Origin of the sequence: Allobrachymonas denitrificans DSM 15123 (assembly GCF_900110225.1) — a bacterium.
Taxonomy (GTDB): Bacteria; Pseudomonadota; Gammaproteobacteria; order Burkholderiales; family Burkholderiaceae_C; genus Brachymonas; species Brachymonas denitrificans.
On record NZ_FOCW01000005.1, the window covers coordinates 111,187 to 128,471 of the forward strand.

Sequence of the window (17,285 nt, forward strand, 5' to 3'; positions counted from 1 at the left end):
GATTCCTGCCCTGGCGCCCTTCTGTGTCGTACTGCCGAACCGTCCTCCACGGTGCAGCGCGCGTCTGCTCTAGCCAGGTCTGTCCGCCGGGTCCTGCAGGCGAACCGGAGCAAGAGGCACATCGTGCTGCCAGTAGCGACGGTTCCGTTCGCGTTCGCAACGGACCTGATTGCTGTCCGAGCGCCACCAACCCGCACCGCACTGGTCGGTCTGCACGATGGTGCTACCCTGTTCCAACAGGCGCTGTAGCACGGGCACATGCGGGTGGCCGTAGTTGTTGCGGTAGCCGTGCTGGATCAGCGTCCAGCGGGGTTGCACGGCCTGCAGCCAGTCCGCTCCGGTGGAGGTGCCGCTGCCATGGTGGGCTGCGAGCAGCACGTCAGCCTGCAGCTGTTCCGGCCCAAGACGCTGCACCAGCTGCTGCTCCTGCTCGAGTTCGATATCGCCCGCCAGCAAGGCACTGCGCCGCCCGTTGCCGATGCGCAGCACACAGCTGCTGGCATTGGTGTTGTCTGCGGTCAGCGGCGTTCCCGGTGCCGGGTGCAGCACGTCGAAGCGCACACCGTCCCATGTCCAGTGCTGCCCTGACTGGCAGGCCGCCACACCGGGACTGGTGTGCAGCACATGCCCGGGCGGCAACGAGCCCATGACAGTGGCCTGCGGCTGTGCCTGCAGCACTGCCGACGCGCCGCCGGCATGGTCGTTGTCGGCATGGCTGAGTACCAGCCGATCGATCTGCTCGTCGAGTGCCGCAAGCAGCGGCACCAGAATGCGCTGCCCGGCATCGCTGCGGTCGCTGTGGCGTGCGCCGGTGTCGTACAGCAGGCTGTGGCTCGCCGTGCGGACCAGCACTGCGCCGCCCTGCCCGATGTCCACCATCAGCAGTTCGAACTCGCCAGGTGCCGGCCGCACCGATTGCCACAGCAGCACCGGCGCGAGCCACACCAGCCCCTGCAGGCGCCAGGGAAGGGGCAGGCGTACCGCCAGCAACAGGCCGCCGGCAAGCCCTGCCACTCCCACCCACAACGGTGCCAGGGCTGCAGCATGCATGGCCCAGGGCCAGGCAGCCATCCATTCCAGCATGGCATTGAGCAACTGCAGCAAGTCGGCTGCCAGCAACCACAAGGGCGGCAGCAGCACACCAAGCAAGGCCAGCGGCGTGACCAGCACAGTGACCAGCGGCACCGCCAGCATGTTGGCCAGCACCCCGGCAATGGAGAACTGGCCGAACATCAGCATGGCCAGAGGCGTGAGCGCGAGCACCACCACCCATTGCTGGTGCAGAAAGGCGCGGATGGCATGCCAGACACGTGCGCGCCAATGGGGGGCCGGAGGCACTTGCTCGTCTCCCGTGATGAACAGCATCGCTACCGCAACAAAGCTCAGCCAGAACCCCGGCTGCAGCAGCGCCCAGGGATCCAGCAGCGTGACTGCCATGGCGGCCATCGCCCAGATCGCATGCCAGGGCCACTGCTTGCCACCGCCGCGCAGCAAGGCCACCACCAGCAGCATGCACACCGTGCGCTGCGCCGGTACGCCCCAGCCGGCAAACCAGGCATAAAGCAGTGCCAGCAGCACGCCGCCCCACAGCCCGGCCTGCGGCGCAGGCAGCCACAGGCACAAGGGCCATCCCCACCGCGCACTGCGCCGCCATGCCCACCCCACCAGGCCTCCGGCCAGCCAGGCAAACATTGTCACATGCAGCCCTGAAATGCTCATCAGATGGGCCACCCCGGTGCGGCGGAAGATGTCCCAGTCCTGCCGCTCGATGGCCGCCTGATCACCCATCACCAGGGCGGCGAGTACGCCTGCAACACGCTGGCGATCCTCTGCTGCCGCAGTAGTCTGCCCGGCCGGAGCCACATGGTTGAGCAGACGCTCGCGCACCTGCAGGCGCGCACGATCCATGGCAAGGTCCAGCCGGTACCATGGTGCATCGTGCAGGCGCTGCGCTGCCTTAGTCCCCGGGGCTGCCCGCACCTGCCCGCTGGCACCCACTTCCTGCTGCCACATCCACAATTCCAGATCGAAGCCGAACGGATTGCGGTTGCCGTGCGGCTGACGCAGACGCACGGGGAACTGCCAGCGTTGCCCCGGCTGCACGCAGCTGGCACAGGCGCGCCCGGCGGCAGGCGGCGCCGGCGCTCCCACTTGCCCGCGCGTCGGCCAGCTCAACGACAAACGGCGCGGTACTTCGATCCGCTGGTCCCGCCAGCTGGCCTCTTCCACGGCAAACTGGAAACGGGCACCATCTGCCCTCCACTGCGGCAAGCCCTCCACCGTCCCGGTCACCACCAGCTCGGGGCCATCCAGCTCTGCCGCCAGACGATCCCCGAGCCTGTGCAAGGCGCGCTCACCTGTGATGGCAAACGCCAGCATGGCCAGCACCACATACAACCATGCTGGCGCCGGCAACACCGCCCGCACATGCGCAATCAGCAGCAAGACCGAGATGCCTGCCAGCACCAGATACTGCGACCCCTGCCACAACGCAGGTTGCTGCAACTGCAACGCAACGCCCGCCACCCATGCCATCCCCGCGATGGTGAAAGATCGCGCAGCCTTCCTTTCAGCTGGATGTAAATAATTCTTTTGTTTTAATTTATGCTGCATGTGCCGATGGTAACGCCTTGACGAACGCTTGACGCCCAATCGCACGTAGACTTGCGCCATGACTCCGACCTTCGCTCCGGACAGTGCTGTCACCCCGCCGACCACGCTCCCGGTGAGTGGCTGTTCCGCACCCTGGCCCCTGCCTCCGCTTGATCACGCCATGGCCGCAAAAGGCCATTTCGACGAACTGAGAGGCCTGGCCGCCAGCACTCCAGATCACGGCCCTGCCCCCGCCTGGCGCACATTTTTCCAGTCCCTGCCAGACGCCAGCCCCGAGACCCTGGACCGGCATCACGCCCGCCTGCAGCGCCTGATCCGCGACAACGGCACCAGCTACACCGCGCAAGGCGACGCACTTGCAGAACTTCGCCCCTGGGAGCTCAACCTGTTCCCCCTGCTGCTCAGCCATGCAGAGTGGCACGGCCTGGCCACCGGCATCCAGCAACGCATGCGCTTGCTGGAACAGGTGATGGCCGATGTCTATGGCCCGCAGACCCTGATGCAGCAGGGCTGGCTCCCCCCTGCACTGATCCAGGGGCATCCCGGCTACCTGCGTCCAATGCACGGCATCATGCAGCAACGCTACCTGCATATCGCTGCCTTCGACCTGATCCGTGACTCCCGGGGATTGTGGTGGCTGATGGCGCAACGCACACAGGCACCATCCGGGCTGGGCTATCTGATTGAAAACCGGCATGTCATTCGCCAGCTATTCCCGGACGGGTTCAACCAGTTGCAGACAGCAACCATTACCGGTGTCTACCGGGGTTTTCTGCAGGCCCTGCACCAGCAATGCCAGCAGCTGGCCGAAGGCGACGAACCGCTCACACTGGTGCTGCTGACCTCCGGCCCCTGGAGCAAGACCTGGTTCGAGCAGGCTTATCTGGCCCGCTATCTCGGCCTGACACTCGTTCAGGCGAGTGATCTGACGGTGCGTGGCAACCGGCTGTATCTCAAGACCCTGCACGGCCTGGTGCGGGTGCATGGCATGCTGCGCCGGGTGGATGACAGCTGGATGGATGCGCTGGAGCTGCGCCCCGAATCACGCGAAGGCGTTCCGGGCTTGCTGCAGGTGATGCGCGACGGTCAGGTGGTCGTGGCCAACAGCCCGGGAAGCAGCTTTCTTGAATCCCCGGCCCTGCAGGGCTTTCTGCCACCCCTGGCGCGCCATCTGCTGGGCGAATCCCTGCAGATTCCGTCCCTGCCGACCTGGTGGTGCGGCGAAGCGGCAGCACTGCAGGGTGTGGAGCAGCGCCTGCAGGACTTCGCCATCAAGCCCACCTATTCCGGCAGCGAGCTGCATGACAGCTTCCCCACCCGCCTCGGACGACAACTGGACGCACAGGAGCTGCTGCAACTGCAGGCCAACATGCGCCGGCAAGGCGATGATTTCACAGTGCAGCAATATGCCCCGCTGTCGCAAATGCCGGGATGGTCGCGCGCTGATGACACAGGCAGTGGCCGCATGGAGATGCGCTCACTGGTGCTGCGCCTGTTTGCCCTGAGTGACGGCGCGGGCTGGAGCGTCCTGCCCGGGGGCATGGCACGCCTGGCGGCCGGCACCGACCCCTTCACCTCCATGCAAAGCGGTGGCAGCAGTGCGGATGTATGGATCACCGGCTGGCCCACCACACCCGAGCCATCTCCCCCGCCACCCCGGCAGGATGCCGAAGCTGAACACATTGTCAGTCGCACCGCAGAGAACCTGTTCTGGCTGGGCCGCTATACCGAGCGTGCAGAAAATGCCGTGCGCCTGCAATTGCTCGTGCTCGACAGCCTGCAGCAACTCGACCGCCCCGGCCCCGCCTTGCGCCAATGGCTGCAACAGTTGCTGCAGGACCAGCAGCTCGTCCCTTGCGATCCGGCTCCCGCTGTCGATCTGCCCGACGAACAACTCTCGCGCCTGCTCGTACAGCAATGGCAGCAGCCGGACTGCGCCGCGCAAGGCAATGTGGAAGCCCTAGCGCGCACCGCAGCCGAGCTGCGCAGCCAGTTGCCCCACCAGCACTGGCATCTGGTGCAGAGCGTGGAGCGCCACATGCAGGCGCTGCGCCTCGAAAATCAGCAGGCAGACGCGCCCATCACGTCGTCCATGGACATGGACAGCCAGTTGCGCCAGCTCAGCCACGCGCTGGCGGCAGTCACCGGCGTGCAGCTGGACCGCCTGCAACGCGATGCCGGCTGGCAATTGCTGATGCTGGGCCGCTGGATCGAACGCCTGAGCTTTGTCGCCGGCTCCCTGCTGCCCGCCAGTGCTTCCAGCACGCCACTGGACCGGCAGGCTGCCTCCACCATCATGGCCCTGTTCGACCAGCACCTGCAGCAACCGCGCATGCAGGCGCTGGGACCGCCCACGGCCGAGGCCTGGCATACGCTCACCGGCAGCCCACGCCACCCGCGTTCGCTGCACTGGGTGCTGGAGCAGATCCGGAACGCGCTGCAGGCCTTGCCGCCGTTGCCTTTCTCCCCCGAAGTGGTCGAACCGGTCCCCTTCCCGCAGCAGATAAGCCAGCTGCAGGAACGCCTGAAAACACCCGCGGCTGCGCCGTCTGACTCTGCCGAAGCCTTGCGCCAGTGCGTCGAACTGGCCATCGCGCTGACCGACAACATCACCCGCTCGTACTTCGATCCAGTCGATCACGCCAGCCGCAGCGTCGGCGCCTGACAGGAAGCCCCATGCAGCTCCGCATCACCCACCAGACCCGCTACCGCTACACGCCACCGGTGCAACATGCCCAGCACATGGCCTGGTTGCAGCCCATCACCACGCCGTGGCAGCAATTGCAGGAGTTTTCGCTGGAGGTGGACCCCGCTCCAGCCAGCCAGCATGTCAGCACCGACGTGTTCGGCAACCAGCGTTGCCACTTCTCGCTGGAGCAGCCGCACAGCGAACTGCTAGTCACGGCAAGGAGCCTGGTGCAGACGACGCCTCCCCCCATCCGCTACAGCCATGCCAGCTGCGCCCAGGTACGCGACCAGTTCGCCTACCGCGCTGGGCAGCAGTTCAGCCAGGCCGCCGAGTTTCTCTACCCATCGCCCTACGTGGCACGCGACGACGCATTTGCCCGCTACGCAGCCTCTTCCCTTGCACCGGATCGCTGCCTGTTCGAGGCCTGTATCGAACTCACCGCGCGCATGCATGCCGACTTCCGCTACGCTCCCGACAGCACCAGCCTGCACACTCCCGCACTCACTGCGCTGGAACAGCGCTGCGGCGTCTGCCAGGACTTTGCCCACATCATGCTTTCCTGTCTGCGCGGCTTCGGGCTACCGGCGCGTTATGTCAGCGGCTATCTGCTGACATCCCCGCCCCCGGGTCAGCCCCGCCTGATCGGTGCGGACGCCTCGCACGCCTGGGTGTCCGTGTTCCTGCCCGATGCCCATGGCGAACAGGTGCTGGATGTGGCAGGCGTGCAGCAGCATGGCCTGTGGTGCGATTTCGACCCCACCAACAACCGTTTCGGCTGGGGCACGCCGGGCGAGGATTACGTCACCGTGGCCATCGGCAGGGATTTCGGCGACGTGACACCCTTGCGCGGGGTACTGCATGGCGGTGGTCAGGGGCATACGCTGGAAGTGGGGGTCACAGTCGAACCGGCCTGATCCCATAGGCGTGCGATTTCCCGCGCTGGCTCCTGCTTCCTGTTTCCGGCACCACAAAGCCTCACACGCCCGCAGCCCATTGGCCTGTCGCACCCCACCGGGCGCCCTACAATCCGGAGCATCCGCCAACCCGAACAAGGAAGCACACCATGTCCGACGTCTACGCCCAGCTCACCGCCCTCGACATCACCCTGCCCCCGGTCGCCGTTCCGGCCGCTGCCTATGTGCCGTTCGTGCAGACCGGCAACCTGATCTTCCTGAGCGGTCACATCGCCAAGCGAGACGGCCAGGTCTGGACCGGCCAGCTCGGCAAGGACATGGACACCGCCAACGGTGCCCAGGCCGCCCGCGCAGTCGCTGTCGACCTGCTAGGCACGCTGCAGGCGGCCACCGGCGACCTGAACCGCATCAAGCGCGTGGTGAAGGTGATGAGCCTGGTCAACTCCACCGCCGATTACACCGAGCAGCATCTGGTGACGAACGGCTGCAGCGAACTGATCGGCCAGGTGTTCGGCAATACCATCGGCGCCCATGCCCGCAGCGCGTTCGGCGTGCCCCAGCTGCCGCTGGGTGCCTGCGTCGAGATCGAGATGATCGTAGAGGTCTGACGCTGGATTCGCTTATTCCACGCTCAGCACATACATCGCATAGAACGGCATGCCGGCCATGAAGGTGAAACCGGCACTGCACATGGCATTGGCCCAGTCATAGCCGGCCATGATGTCCATACTGTCGATCAGGCAGAAGCGTTCGTGCGCCTGCTCCAACTCGTCCGAACGCTTCAGGCCCCACTTGATGCTGGCCCCCGTGTTGCGCAGCGAAGGATGCCAGAAGGCGTTGCCCGTGGCCAGCACGCTGAAGGCATCCAGCACCAGCACCGAGCCTGCAGGCGCATAGGCCCCGATGGTTTCCAGCACATTGCGCATCTGCCCGGCCGACAGATACATGCTCACGCCTTCCAGCAGCAGGAACAGCGGACGGCCCTGCCGGCGCGGCAGGCGCAACTGCCGCCACCAATCGTCCATGGTCAGGTCGACAGTCACGGTTTGCTGGCGCGCATTGAGCGGCGGCAGCAACCGGTCGCGCAGCGCCACCACTTCGGGCAGATCGGCATCGGTCATGCGCGTGGTGCCGTTGTCCAGCCACTGGAAGTACTGGCTCAGGCCGCAGCCGATATTGACGAAATGGGCCTTGGGATAGTCGCGCATGAAACGCTGGGCCTGCTCTCGGATATAGCGGGTCCGTGCCAGCACGCCCCACATGCTGTAGCAGTCCTGAGTCCAGCGGCTGCCGTCATCGCCGATGGCGGCCAGCGTGGCCGCGGCATAGCGATCGTGCACAGCCATTTGCGGGAACATGCGGTCGCCCAAGGCGCGCCCGGCAAGCGGGATCCGCAGGGTGGAGGGAATGGCTTCCAGGGCATCGGCAGCCGCCGCCAGCGGCTCAAGCCGATACGGGCGAATGGTTGCTGTGTCCATGGCTCGCATGCTTGTCAGTGCAGACACGGCGCCCGCACTGTTTGTCTCCTTGGTGACATAGTAGCCCCGGTCGCCTGTTTCACCTAGCGATGCCCCGCGATATCACAGGAAAAACATCAGCTATTTCAACGTGTTACGCACGTTCGTGCACTTTTTCCGCGGCCGGCGCAAGGGCATCATCATCACCCTAGAATGAAGCCATTGTTCCCCCTTATCACGGCACTTTCATGACAATCTGGTTTGCTCCCTTCACCGTATCCGAACTCAACCGCCTCTGCCAGGGCTGTGCAGTCGACCATCTGGGTATCGAAATCACCGAAGCCGGTGACGACTATCTGACGGCGCGCATGCCGGTCGATGCCCGCACGCGCCAGCCCTACGGCCGCCTGCATGGCGGCGTTTCCATGGTGCTGTCCGAAACGCTGGCCTCGGTCGCCTCGGTCCACACGGTCGATCCGGAGAAATTCTTCTGCGTCGGCCAGGAGATCAACGGCAACCACGTACGCGCCGCGACCGAGGGATGGGTAACCGGCACTGCGCGTCCGGCGCATTTGGGCCGAACCACGCAGGTCTGGGAAGTACGCATCGTGGACGAAGCCGGCAAGCTGGTCTGCATTTCGCGCGTGACCATGGCCGTGGTGCCGCACCAGCGCCAGGCATAAGCGTCTTCCGTCATTGCGGTTGGCAAGCGGACCGCTCCATCCTCACGCGTGGACTCTCGCAGGGAGAACCTGCGGCTCAGGTCTGCCCCATGGCGCGCCAGGTGGGAATGCAGTGGGCTGCCAGCGCGGTGATCCATGGCGGGCAATCGGAATCGAAAGCCAGACCGAACCGCGGACTGACCAGAAAGCCCCCGCGCTCGAACACCGCCGGGTCATGCCGGTGCACATGGTCTGCCAGCCGCGCAAAGGGCAGCAGTTCCGTACCCAGATACAGCAAGGGCGCACGGCGGGTGATTTCCTCCAGCCGGCCGTTGTCCTGGAAACGCACGATCAGGTCGCCATAATCCAGTTCGTTCAGCCCCACGTTGTTGCGCTGCGCAGCACGCGGACGGCCATAGTGCGCCACCACCTGCTCGCGTGTGGCGGTGAAAGGAATGGCATCGGCAAGAAAGTAGGGAATCAGACGCATGGCTTTTGTCAGCGTATCACCAATGCGTGCTCCGGCGCATGACAGCTGGTAACAATGGGGAGGCTGGGATAGAACGTGCACCCCGCCGCGCCCGTTACATGCCGATCGCCACCAACCATCAGACAACAAAAAGGCGGAGCAGCCCGAAAGCCCCCCGCCCGTTCGAATCCGACAACCGGATTCGAATTATTACTTCAGCGCCTTGTAACGCACACGGTGCGGGCGCGCACCCTCTTCACCCAGGCGCTTGATCTTGTCGGCCTCGTACTCCTGGTAGTTTCCGTCAAAGAACACCCACTGCGAATCGCCTTCCGCCGCCAGAATGTGCGTACAGATACGGTCCAGGAACCAGCGGTCGTGGCTGATCACCATCACGCTGCCGGCAAATTCCAGCAGCGCATCTTCCAGCGCGCGCAGGGTTTCCACGTCCAGGTCGTTGGAGGGTTCGTCCAGCAGCAGCACGTTGCCGCCCTGCATCAGCGTCTTGGCCAGGTGCAGGCGGCCGCGTTCACCACCGGACAGCATGCCCACCTTCTTCTGCTGGTCGCCACCGTTGAAGTTGAAGCGGCCGCAGTAGGCGCGGCTCGGCATCTGGAACTTGCCCACGGTGATGATGTCCAGACCGCCGGAAATGTCTTCCCACACGGTCTTGTCATTGGCCAGATCGTCACGATGCTGGTCGACAAAGGCCATCTGCACGGTCTTGCCGATCTTCACCTCCCCGCTGTCCGGCTGCTCAATGCCGGCCACCAGCTTGAACAGCGTCGACTTGCCCGCGCCGTTCGGGCCGATGATGCCGACGATGGCGCCTGCCGGCACCTTGAAGCTCAGGTTGTCGATCAGCAGGCGGTCACCAAAGGACTTGCTGACGTTGGTGAACTCGATCACCTCGGTGCCCAGGCGCTCGGCCACCGGGATGAAGATTTCCTGCGTCTCGTTACGCTTCTGGTATTCGTAATCGCTCAGCTCCTCGAAACGGGCCAGACGCGCCTTGCTCTTGGCCTGACGGCCCTTGGGATTCTGGCGCGCCCACTCCAGTTCCTTCTTCATGGCCTTGGTACGGGCATCCTCGGTACGCTGTTCCTGCTCCAGACGCGCTTCCTTCTGCTCCAGCCAGGTGCTGTAGTTGCCCTTGTAGGGAATGCCGTGGCCACGGTCCAGTTCCAGAATCCACTCGGCGGCGTTGTCCAGGAAGTAGCGATCGTGGGTAATGGCCACCACGGTGCCGGGGAAGCGCTGCAGGAAGATTTCCAGCCACTCGACCGATTCGGCGTCCAGGTGGTTGGTGGGTTCATCGAGCAGCAGCATGTCGGGCTTGCTCAGCAGCAGCTTGCACAGCGCCACACGGCGCTTCTCGCCCCCGGAGAGCTTGCCGATCACGGCCTCCCAGGGCGGCAGGCGCAGCGCGTCGGCCGCGATTTCCAGCTGGTGCTCGCTGTCGGTGCCGGACGCCGCGATGATGGCTTCCAGCTTGCCCTGCTCTTCGCTCAGCGCGTCGAAGTCGGCATCCGGCTCGGCGTAGGCGGCGTAGATTTCTTCCAGGCGGGCGCGGGCGTCGTTCACTTCCTTCATCGCCTCTTCCACCGCTTCACGCACGGTGTGCTCGGGGTTGAGCTGCGGCTCCTGCGGCAGGTAGCCGATGTCCAGCCCCGGCATGGGGATGGCTTCACCCTCGATTTCCTTGTCGATGCCCGCCATGATCTTGAGCAGCGTGGACTTGCCGGAGCCGTTCAGGCCCAGCACGCCGATCTTGGCGCCGGGGAAGAAGCTCAGCGAAATGTCCTTCAGGATCTGCCGCTTGGGCGGCACGATCTTGCTGACGCGGTTCATGGAATAGACGTACTGGGCCATGGATTTCCTTGTAATTTGTGATGTGAGGCAGCGGCCGCACCCTGCGCGGGCGGGCTCTGAAACGCTGTGATCGTCGAAAATTTACGCTTGCTGGCAAATTTTCTTTGCCCTCCATTATCCCAGCATGCGACAATACTTGCTGTTGCCACCACCAGTGCATGGCAACACCAGCATTTTGCTGCATGCCGCGCCCACGGTTTTCTACACCGGCCCGGCTTCTCTGGAAACTCCGTTGGCTTCTCACTGGTTCTGCGCCGCCTGCATTCCTGCAGCCGCAAGCAGCCAACACCAATGCACCTTGCAAGGTGCTCCTCTCGCATGAACTTTGAAGACCTGCAACTGGCGCCAGCCATTGTTTCTGCTGTGCGCGATCTCGGCTACGAGACGCCCACCCCCATCCAGGTTGAGGCCATTCCCCTGGTCCTCGCCGGCAACGATCTGCTCGGCGGCGCCCAGACCGGCACCGGCAAGACCGCTGCCTTCACCCTCCCCATGCTGCAACGCCTGAGTGAAGGCGCCCCCGCCACGCGCGGCCAGGTGCGCTCGCTGGTGCTCTGCCCCACGCGCGAACTCGCTGCCCAGGTGGAAGAATCCGTGCAGCAGTACGGCAAGAATCTCAAGATGAGCTCCGCCGTGATCTTCGGCGGCGTCGGCATGAATCCCCAGATCCAGCGCCTGCAGAAAGGCGTGGATGTGCTGGTAGCCACCCCCGGCCGCCTGCTTGACCTGCACGGCCAGGGCGCGCTCGACCTGAGCCAGGTCGAAATCCTGGTGCTGGACGAAGCCGACCGCATGCTGGACATGGGCTTCATCCACGACGTCAAGAAAGTGCTGGCCCTGCTGCCCGAGCACAAGCAGAGCCTGCTGTTCTCTGCCACCTTCAGCGACGAAATCCGCGATCTGGCCGGCCGCCTGCTGCACGATCCCAAGCAGGTCCAGGTCACGCCGCGCAACACCACGGTGCAGCGCATCACCCAGGTGATCCACCCGGTGGGCCGCAACAAGAAGAAGGCGCTGCTGGCGCACATCATCCAGGAACGCAACTGGAGCCAGGTGCTGGTGTTCACCCGCACCAAGTTCGGCGCCAACCATGTGGCCGAATACCTGAACAAGAATGGCATCACCGCCATGGCGCTGCACGGCAACAAGAGCCAGACCGCACGCACCCAGGCGCTGGCCGGCTTCAAGAGCGGCGAGATCCGCGCGCTGGTGGCCACCGACATCGCCGCCCGCGGCATCGACATCGATGACCTGCCACACGTGGTGAACTACGAGATCCCGAACATCTCCGAAGACTATGTGCACCGCATTGGCCGTACCGGCCGTGCCGGCGCCAGCGGCGAAGCCGTCAACCTGGTCTGCATGGACGAAGAAGGCTTCATGCACGCCATCGAGAAATTCACGCGCCAGCAGATTCCGGTGCAGTTCCTGGAAGGCTTCGGCCCCGACGAAGGCGAAAAGGCCGAGCCCATTGCCATGGGCCGCCAGACACTGTGGGGTGGCGCCGGCAAGCCGCCGGGACGCGACGTGATGGCGGCAGCAGCCAAAGCCGCACGCCAGGAAATGATGCAGCGCATCCGCGAGAACAAGGCTGGCAAGCCGCAAGGCGGTCACCGCAAGCCGGTGGCCCAGGCTGCTTCCCGCGCTGCCGGCCACGATGCCGAGACCGATCCGGCAGACCTCTCCGACCAGGCCAGCCGTCCGGCGCAGGACGGTCAGCGCACCGATGGGCAGGACCGTCCGCGCCGCCGTCGCAACCGCTTCCGCAGTGGCGGTGGCGGCCAGCGCGCCGAAGGCACCCAAGGTGAAACCAGCGCCACGCCGCAGCAGGAGCGTGCTCCGCGCGCACCGCGCCAGGGGCAAGGTCAGGGCCAGGGCGGCAACCGCAGTGGCAACAACAACGGCCAGCGTCGTCAGGGTCCGCGCCATGGCGGCGAAGCACAGCCGCGCAGCCACGAGAGCGCTCCATTCCGCCTGCACGACTTCGGCGTGCCGCGCAGCCAGGGCAACGGCGGCCAGCCGGATCCGCTGCGCACCAGCGTGGACAGCATCCGTCGCAGCAACCGTTCGTCCGGCAACAAGCGCGGCGGCAACCGCAGCGGTGGTGGCGGCAACTACGGCGGCTGGTAAGCCCTCCGCCTGCCTGCGCCCACTCAGGGCGCGGGCGCAATAACGCAGCACGGCCGGAATCTCCGGCCGTTTTGCTTGGTGCCCGCCGTGGCGGGAGGGAGAGCGGCTGCCTCAGCAGCTGCAGTACATGCCGTACAGGGTTTCGAGCAGGCGCTGGGCGCGTTCATCCACCACGCGGTAGATGATCTGCTTGCCGTCGCGGCGCGTCTGCACCAGGCCTTCGTTGCGCAGAACACCGAGCTGTTGCGACAGCGTCGGCTGGCGAATGCCGAGCAGGGTCTCCAGTTCGCCTACGGATTTCTCGCCCTGGCTGAGCTGGCACAGCAGCAGCAGGCGGTTTTCATTGGCCAGCACGCGCAACATCTGGGTAGCCTCTTGAGCCGCCTGTTGCATATGGCCCATATCAATCATGGGTGCAGTCATCGGGTGGTAACTTTCTATCGAACGTGCAGATTATCCCCTGCCGGCAGGGGTTCGCAAGAGGGGCAACCCCGATAGCCCTTGCCGCCGGTCAACACGCACAACATCCGTTTACAGCTTCGCACGTGCAGTGACCCATTCGTCGCACCGTTGCAGCACAATGGTTCAGGAATCTGTCAGCGCCTTTTCCGGAGTCCTGTCATGCATGCAACCCGTGCCTCTTCCCTCTTCCGTCAGCCGTTGCTGGCTGCAGTGCTTCTCGCCGGCCTTGCGGCCAGCCAGCAGGCCGGTGCCGTCGGCAACACCATGGACGTTCAGGTGATCGACCGCAGCACCGGCCAGTCCCTGCCCGTGTATGCCCACCAGGGCGAATACTGGATCGCCGGGCAGCCCGGTGCGCGCTACGCCATCGGTGTGCGCAACCTGCAGGGGCGCCGCATCCTTGCCGTGATGTCGGTCGACGGCGTGAACATCGTGACTGGCGAAACCGCCAGCACCCTGCAGGACGGCTATGTGTTCGACCCGCACCAGTACAGCGAGATTGCCGGCTGGCGCAAGAACCTGCGCGAAATCGCCGCCTTCCATTTCACGCAACCGCGCCACTCCTATGCCGGCAAGACGGGGCGGCCGGACGACATCGGAGTCATCGGCGTGGCCGTTTTTCCGGAGCGTCGCCCCGTCTATCCCCCCATCAGGCCCTATCCGCGCGTGATGCCCCAGGATGGTGAGGCGGCGGCCGGCTCGCTGCGCGGGCAGGACAGCGCCACTGCGGAAGCAGCCCGCCCGAACGCCATGCCACCGCTGCGGGATGAAGCCCGCGTGCAGAAGTCGCCCGGCCTCGGTACCGGCCATGGCGAGCGTGAAAGCTCCGAAGTGGGTACCACCCGTTTCGTGCGTGCCAGCAACACGCCCGCAGAAGTCATCCGCATCCGCTACGACAGCCTGGCCAATCTGAAGGCGCGCGGCATCATCCGCCAGCCGGTACCCCCGCGGCCGGTGGCGCCACAGCCCTTCCCGGCCGACAACGGCTTCGTGCCCGATCCGCCGCGCTGAGTGCTGCTCTCCGGCGGCAGTGCCCCCGACTCACACCGGTTCTCGTGGATGTGGCACACTTCCCGGGAGAGCGCCATTGCGGCGCATGCTTCTTCCCCTGATCTGGCTCCACGTTCATGAGAATCCTCCACACCATGCTGCGCGTTGGCAACCTCCAGCGCTCCATCGATTTCTACACCCAGGTGCTGGGCATGCAATTGCTGCGCACCGCCGACAATCCCGAGTACCAGTACACGCTGGCCTTTCTGGGCTTCGAGGCCAACCCGGCACAGGCCGAGCTGGAGCTGACCTACAACTACGGCACCGAGAGCTACGACCTGGGCAATGCCTATGGTCATCTGGCCATCGGTGTGCCGGATGTGTATGCGGCCGTGGAGAAAATTCGCGCTGCCGGCGGCACCATCACGCGCGAAGCCGGCCCGGTCAAGGGCGGCACCAGCGAGATCGCCTTTGTGCAGGATCCGGATGGCTACAAGATCGAACTGATCCAGCGCGCATCGACGGCCGGCATGGACAAGTTCTGAACCTGACGCATTGCAGCAGCCCGCCACGCGGGCAATGAAAAAGCCCCGCAGCATTCCGCCCGGGGCTTTTTCATGGGAAACCTCATGCACCGTCCCGCGCTGGAGGCACGGGACAGTGCCGAAGACGATCAGTCGATCTTCACTTCCACGCGGCGTGCTTCGGGATCGTTGCCCTGGGTGTTGGGCATGGCTTCGGGTTTCTGCAGGTCGATGCTGCCCTCGGCAACGCCTTCTGCGATCAGGGCGTCACGCACGGCAAAGGCACGCTGCTTGGCCAGTTCGGCGTTCCTGGCCGGATCGCCGGTGCTGTCGTGGAAACCGCTCAGCACCAGCTTCTTGCCGGCCTTGGCAGCAGCCACGGCGTCAGCCAGGGCTTCCTTGGCGCCGGCAGCCAGTTCGGCCTTGCCGCTGGCGAAGTAGAAGCGCACCACGCCGTCCACCACCTTCACGCTGGCTTCGTCAGCACCAGCCTGCACTGCCGCACCCTGGTCCGCGCTGGCAGCACCTGCCTGTGCAGCAACACCGGCAGCGCTCGCAGCGCCATCAGCTGCAGCAGCGCCGGAGGCAGCATCCGCTGCCGCCATGACACTGGAGCCGGTGGAGGCCGCGCCATCCTTCTTGCCAAACACGCCAGCACGGGACACGCCGAAACCGACTGCAATCGCAATCGCCAGCAGCACCACAGCGCCGATCAGGAAACCGACCACCGTCTTCTGTTCGCGGTCGTCATCATTGGTATTGAAAGCCATGTTTGCTCCAGTAGGAAAATGGGAGATAAAGGAAAACCTTGCCGGCAGGCGCACGTCACATGCAGGCGCTGCCACGTCGCCGGCTATTGTAAAGTATCAGTGTCTTACGTCCCCTTACAGCACCCATGAATACCGGCCACCACGATATCGCCAACCTGCGCAAGAGCTACGAGCGCGCCGAACTCAACGAAAACGCCTCGCACGCCGACCCCATGCAGCAGTTTGCGCAATGGCTAGACGAAGCTTTCAAGGCCCAGGTGCCAGAACCCAACGCCATGACGCTGGCCACGGTCGGCAATGACCTGCGTCCCAGCACCCGCGTGGTGCTGATCAAGGGTTACGACGAGCGCGGCATCACCTGGTTCACCAACTACCAGAGCCGCAAGGGCCGCCAGCTGGCCGGCAACCCGTTTGCTGCCTTGCAGTTTCATTGGGTCGAGCTTGAGCGCGTGGTGCGCATCGAAGGCCGTGTCACGAAAGTGGCGGATGCCGAGAGCGATGCCTACTTCCAGTCGCGCCCGCTGGATCATCGCATCGGCGCCTGGGCCAGCCCGCAAAGCGAGGTGATCGAAGGACGCACCGAACTGGTGACCGCCGCAGCACGTTATGGCGCCCAGTTCCTGCTGCAGCCGCCGCGCCCGCCGCACTGGGGCGGCTTCCGCCTGGTGCCCGACCACTGGGAGTTCTGGCAGGGCCGCAAGAGCCGCCTGCATGACCGCCTGCGCTACCGCCAGCAGGCTGACGGCAACTGGCTGCGCGAGCGGCTGGCACCCTGAGCCGGCTGCCCGTCACCGCGCTTGCGGGCAGCGACAGCGTTTGCCACAGCGCCCCGGGGGCTTTTCAGCGTTGCCAGCTGGCAAACACCTGCCGGAATTTTTCCACCTTGGGCGCCACCACCATGGCGCAGTACCCCTGATTGGGATGCTGGTTGAAATAATCCTGGTGATAATCCTCGGCCGGCTGGTAATGCTGCACCAGTGCGATTTCCGTCACCACCGGACGGTCGTAATGCGTGCGCGCCTGATCCACCCAAGTCTTCACTGCGCTTAACTGCGCATCGCTCTCGCAATAGATGCCGCTGCGATATTGCGTGCCGATATCTGCCCCTTGCCGGTTCAGGCTGGTCGGATCGTGCACGGTGAAGAAAATGGCCAGCAATTGCTCCAGTGCAATTTCACGCGGGTCATACTGCAGACGCACCACTTCGGCATAGCCGGTGGTGCCGGTACAGACGGCCTCATAGCTCGCCGAACGGCCGTCGCCATTGGCATACCCGTTCTCTACAGACAACACTCCGCGCACCTGCTGGAAGACTGCCTCCATGCACCAAAAACAACCACCGCCAAGAACAATAGTTTCTGTCATTTTTCTCTCCTAAGTCCTTGTTCTACAAAAGACCGCTGCATAACCTCGCCGATCATCCGGCCGAAGCAAGAATCATGCTGATTTTGTCGCGTTTTGCATGATTTCATGCCCCCCGAAGTGGCTGTGAGCCACTTTGGGAGCTCCATTTGCCCTCTCAGGGCGCACCTACCCCCGCAAGCTCCATCGCTTTCAACTTGCGGTGCGCCTTCAGCAGGTTCATCCCCAAGGCCGCCCAACACATCTGCGCCTGCACCTTTGCTGTCCCAAAGTACCGCGCCCGCGCCAAATTGAACCTGCGTTTCATCGTCCCGAACGCCTGTTCCACCTTGAAGCGGATCGCCCCGATCTTCTTGTTGAACTGGCTGTAC

16 protein-coding genes are annotated in these 17,285 nt (G+C 64.7%); 8 read left to right on the forward strand and 8 right to left on the reverse strand.

Annotation, left to right across the window (positions count from 1 at the left end; all coding sequences use genetic code 11):
- Nucleotides 1-69: 69 nt before the first annotated feature.
- A complete protein-coding gene (locus BMW28_RS09675) occupies nucleotides 70-2,535 on the reverse strand; it encodes a DNA internalization-related competence protein ComEC/Rec2 (protein WP_091817194.1) in 2,466 nt (821 codons plus the stop codon).
- A 136-nt stretch (nucleotides 2,536-2,671) separates the two neighbouring features.
- Here BMW28_RS09675 and BMW28_RS09680 point away from each other — a divergent pair, with 136 nt between their 5' ends.
- From BMW28_RS09680 to BMW28_RS09690, 3 genes are all read left to right on the forward strand, one after another.
- Nucleotides 2,672-5,278, forward strand: a complete 2,607-nt coding sequence (locus BMW28_RS09680) for a circularly permuted type 2 ATP-grasp protein (RefSeq protein ID WP_091817196.1) — start codon at nucleotides 2,672-2,674, stop codon at nucleotides 5,276-5,278.
- A gap of 11 nt (nucleotides 5,279-5,289) precedes the next feature.
- Entirely contained in the window at nucleotides 5,290-6,216 is a 927-nt protein-coding gene (locus BMW28_RS09685) for a transglutaminase family protein (RefSeq protein ID WP_091817198.1), read from the forward strand.
- Between the two features lie 149 nt (nucleotides 6,217-6,365).
- Nucleotides 6,366-6,824, forward strand: coding sequence for a RidA family protein (locus BMW28_RS09690; RefSeq protein ID WP_091817201.1), 459 nt, complete (start codon nucleotides 6,366-6,368; stop codon nucleotides 6,822-6,824).
- A 12-nt stretch (nucleotides 6,825-6,836) separates the two neighbouring features.
- Here BMW28_RS09690 and BMW28_RS09695 read toward each other — a convergent pair whose 3' ends face one another.
- Nucleotides 6,837-7,694 carry a class I SAM-dependent methyltransferase gene (locus BMW28_RS09695; protein ID WP_234970108.1) on the reverse strand — a complete coding sequence of 286 codons (858 nt, stop codon included), beginning with the start codon at nucleotides 7,692-7,694 and terminating at the stop codon, nucleotides 6,837-6,839.
- A gap of 227 nt (nucleotides 7,695-7,921) precedes the next feature.
- Between BMW28_RS09695 and BMW28_RS09700 the strand changes: the two genes are divergently transcribed.
- Nucleotides 7,922-8,356 (forward strand): PaaI family thioesterase, encoded by a 435-nt coding sequence (locus BMW28_RS09700; RefSeq protein WP_091817204.1) that lies wholly within the window; start codon nucleotides 7,922-7,924, stop codon nucleotides 8,354-8,356.
- Between the two features lie 76 nt (nucleotides 8,357-8,432).
- On the opposite strand, the gene BMW28_RS09705 is transcribed toward BMW28_RS09700, so the two are convergent.
- On the reverse strand, nucleotides 8,433-8,825 hold the full coding sequence (locus BMW28_RS09705; protein WP_091817206.1) for a hypothetical protein: 393 nt from the start codon (nucleotides 8,823-8,825) through the stop codon (nucleotides 8,433-8,435).
- Nucleotides 8,826-9,014: 189 nt separating this feature from the next.
- Complete coding sequence (gene ettA, locus BMW28_RS09710) at nucleotides 9,015-10,676, reverse strand: energy-dependent translational throttle protein EttA (RefSeq protein ID WP_091817209.1); 1,662 nt, start codon at nucleotides 10,674-10,676, stop codon at nucleotides 9,015-9,017.
- A 318-nt stretch (nucleotides 10,677-10,994) separates the two neighbouring features.
- Between ettA and BMW28_RS09715 the strand changes: the two genes are divergently transcribed.
- Nucleotides 10,995-12,806 (forward strand): DEAD/DEAH box helicase, encoded by a 1,812-nt coding sequence (locus BMW28_RS09715; protein WP_091817211.1) that lies wholly within the window; start codon nucleotides 10,995-10,997, stop codon nucleotides 12,804-12,806.
- 111 nt (nucleotides 12,807-12,917) lie between these two features.
- On the opposite strand, the gene BMW28_RS09720 is transcribed toward BMW28_RS09715, so the two are convergent.
- Complete coding sequence (locus BMW28_RS09720; protein ID WP_234970109.1) at nucleotides 12,918-13,217, reverse strand: ArsR/SmtB family transcription factor; 300 nt, start codon at nucleotides 13,215-13,217, stop codon at nucleotides 12,918-12,920.
- A gap of 210 nt (nucleotides 13,218-13,427) precedes the next feature.
- On the opposite strand from BMW28_RS09720, the gene BMW28_RS09725 reads away from it, so the two are divergent.
- Nucleotides 13,428-14,279, forward strand: a complete 852-nt coding sequence (locus BMW28_RS09725; RefSeq protein ID WP_234970110.1) for a hypothetical protein — start codon at nucleotides 13,428-13,430, stop codon at nucleotides 14,277-14,279.
- Nucleotides 14,280-14,395: 116 nt separating this feature from the next.
- Entirely contained in the window at nucleotides 14,396-14,803 is a 408-nt protein-coding gene (gene gloA / locus BMW28_RS09730; protein WP_091817213.1) for a lactoylglutathione lyase, read from the forward strand.
- Between the two features lie 128 nt (nucleotides 14,804-14,931).
- On the opposite strand, the gene BMW28_RS09735 is transcribed toward gloA, so the two are convergent.
- Nucleotides 14,932-15,552 carry an OmpA family protein gene (locus BMW28_RS09735; protein WP_091817216.1) on the reverse strand — a complete coding sequence of 207 codons (621 nt, stop codon included), beginning with the start codon at nucleotides 15,550-15,552 and terminating at the stop codon, nucleotides 14,932-14,934.
- A 125-nt stretch (nucleotides 15,553-15,677) separates the two neighbouring features.
- Between BMW28_RS09735 and pdxH the strand changes: the two genes are divergently transcribed.
- On the forward strand, nucleotides 15,678-16,328 hold the full coding sequence (gene pdxH / locus BMW28_RS09740; protein ID WP_091817220.1) for a pyridoxamine 5'-phosphate oxidase: 651 nt from the start codon (nucleotides 15,678-15,680) through the stop codon (nucleotides 16,326-16,328).
- Between the two features lie 64 nt (nucleotides 16,329-16,392).
- Here pdxH and msrA read toward each other — a convergent pair whose 3' ends face one another.
- Entirely contained in the window at nucleotides 16,393-16,917 is a 525-nt protein-coding gene (gene msrA / locus BMW28_RS09745; protein WP_091817222.1) for a peptide-methionine (S)-S-oxide reductase MsrA, read from the reverse strand.
- A 154-nt stretch (nucleotides 16,918-17,071) separates the two neighbouring features.
- A partial coding sequence (locus BMW28_RS09750) for a transposase (RefSeq protein WP_143280581.1) occupies nucleotides 17,072-17,285 on the reverse strand: 214 nt, incomplete at its 5' end.

Excerpts from the sequence above, each read along its gene's own strand:
- BMW28_RS09675 (WP_091817194.1), bottom strand. The coding sequence starts at position 2,535 with ATGGCATGGGTGGCGGGCGTTGCGTTGCAGTTGCAGCAACCTGCGTTG.
- BMW28_RS09680 (WP_091817196.1), top strand. The coding sequence starts at position 2,672 with ATGACTCCGACCTTCGCTCCGGACAGTGCTGTCACCCCGCCGACCACG.
- BMW28_RS09685 (WP_091817198.1), top strand. The coding sequence starts at position 5,290 with ATGCAGCTCCGCATCACCCACCAGACCCGCTACCGCTACACGCCACCG.
- BMW28_RS09690 (WP_091817201.1), top strand. The coding sequence starts at position 6,366 with ATGTCCGACGTCTACGCCCAGCTCACCGCCCTCGACATCACCCTGCCC.
- BMW28_RS09695 (WP_234970108.1), bottom strand. The coding sequence starts at position 7,694 with ATGGACACAGCAACCATTCGCCCGTATCGGCTTGAGCCGCTGGCGGCG.
- BMW28_RS09700 (WP_091817204.1), top strand. The coding sequence starts at position 7,922 with ATGACAATCTGGTTTGCTCCCTTCACCGTATCCGAACTCAACCGCCTC.
- BMW28_RS09705 (WP_091817206.1), bottom strand. The coding sequence starts at position 8,825 with ATGCGTCTGATTCCCTACTTTCTTGCCGATGCCATTCCTTTCACCGCC.
- ettA (WP_091817209.1), bottom strand. The coding sequence starts at position 10,676 with ATGGCCCAGTACGTCTATTCCATGAACCGCGTCAGCAAGATCGTGCCG.
- BMW28_RS09715 (WP_091817211.1), top strand. The coding sequence starts at position 10,995 with ATGAACTTTGAAGACCTGCAACTGGCGCCAGCCATTGTTTCTGCTGTG.
- BMW28_RS09720 (WP_234970109.1), bottom strand. The coding sequence starts at position 13,217 with ATGATTGATATGGGCCATATGCAACAGGCGGCTCAAGAGGCTACCCAG.
- BMW28_RS09725 (WP_234970110.1), top strand. The coding sequence starts at position 13,428 with ATGCATGCAACCCGTGCCTCTTCCCTCTTCCGTCAGCCGTTGCTGGCT.
- gloA (WP_091817213.1), top strand. The coding sequence starts at position 14,396 with ATGAGAATCCTCCACACCATGCTGCGCGTTGGCAACCTCCAGCGCTCC.
- BMW28_RS09735 (WP_091817216.1), bottom strand. The coding sequence starts at position 15,552 with ATGGCTTTCAATACCAATGATGACGACCGCGAACAGAAGACGGTGGTC.
- pdxH (WP_091817220.1), top strand. The coding sequence starts at position 15,678 with ATGAATACCGGCCACCACGATATCGCCAACCTGCGCAAGAGCTACGAG.
- msrA (WP_091817222.1), bottom strand. The coding sequence starts at position 16,917 with ATGACAGAAACTATTGTTCTTGGCGGTGGTTGTTTTTGGTGCATGGAG.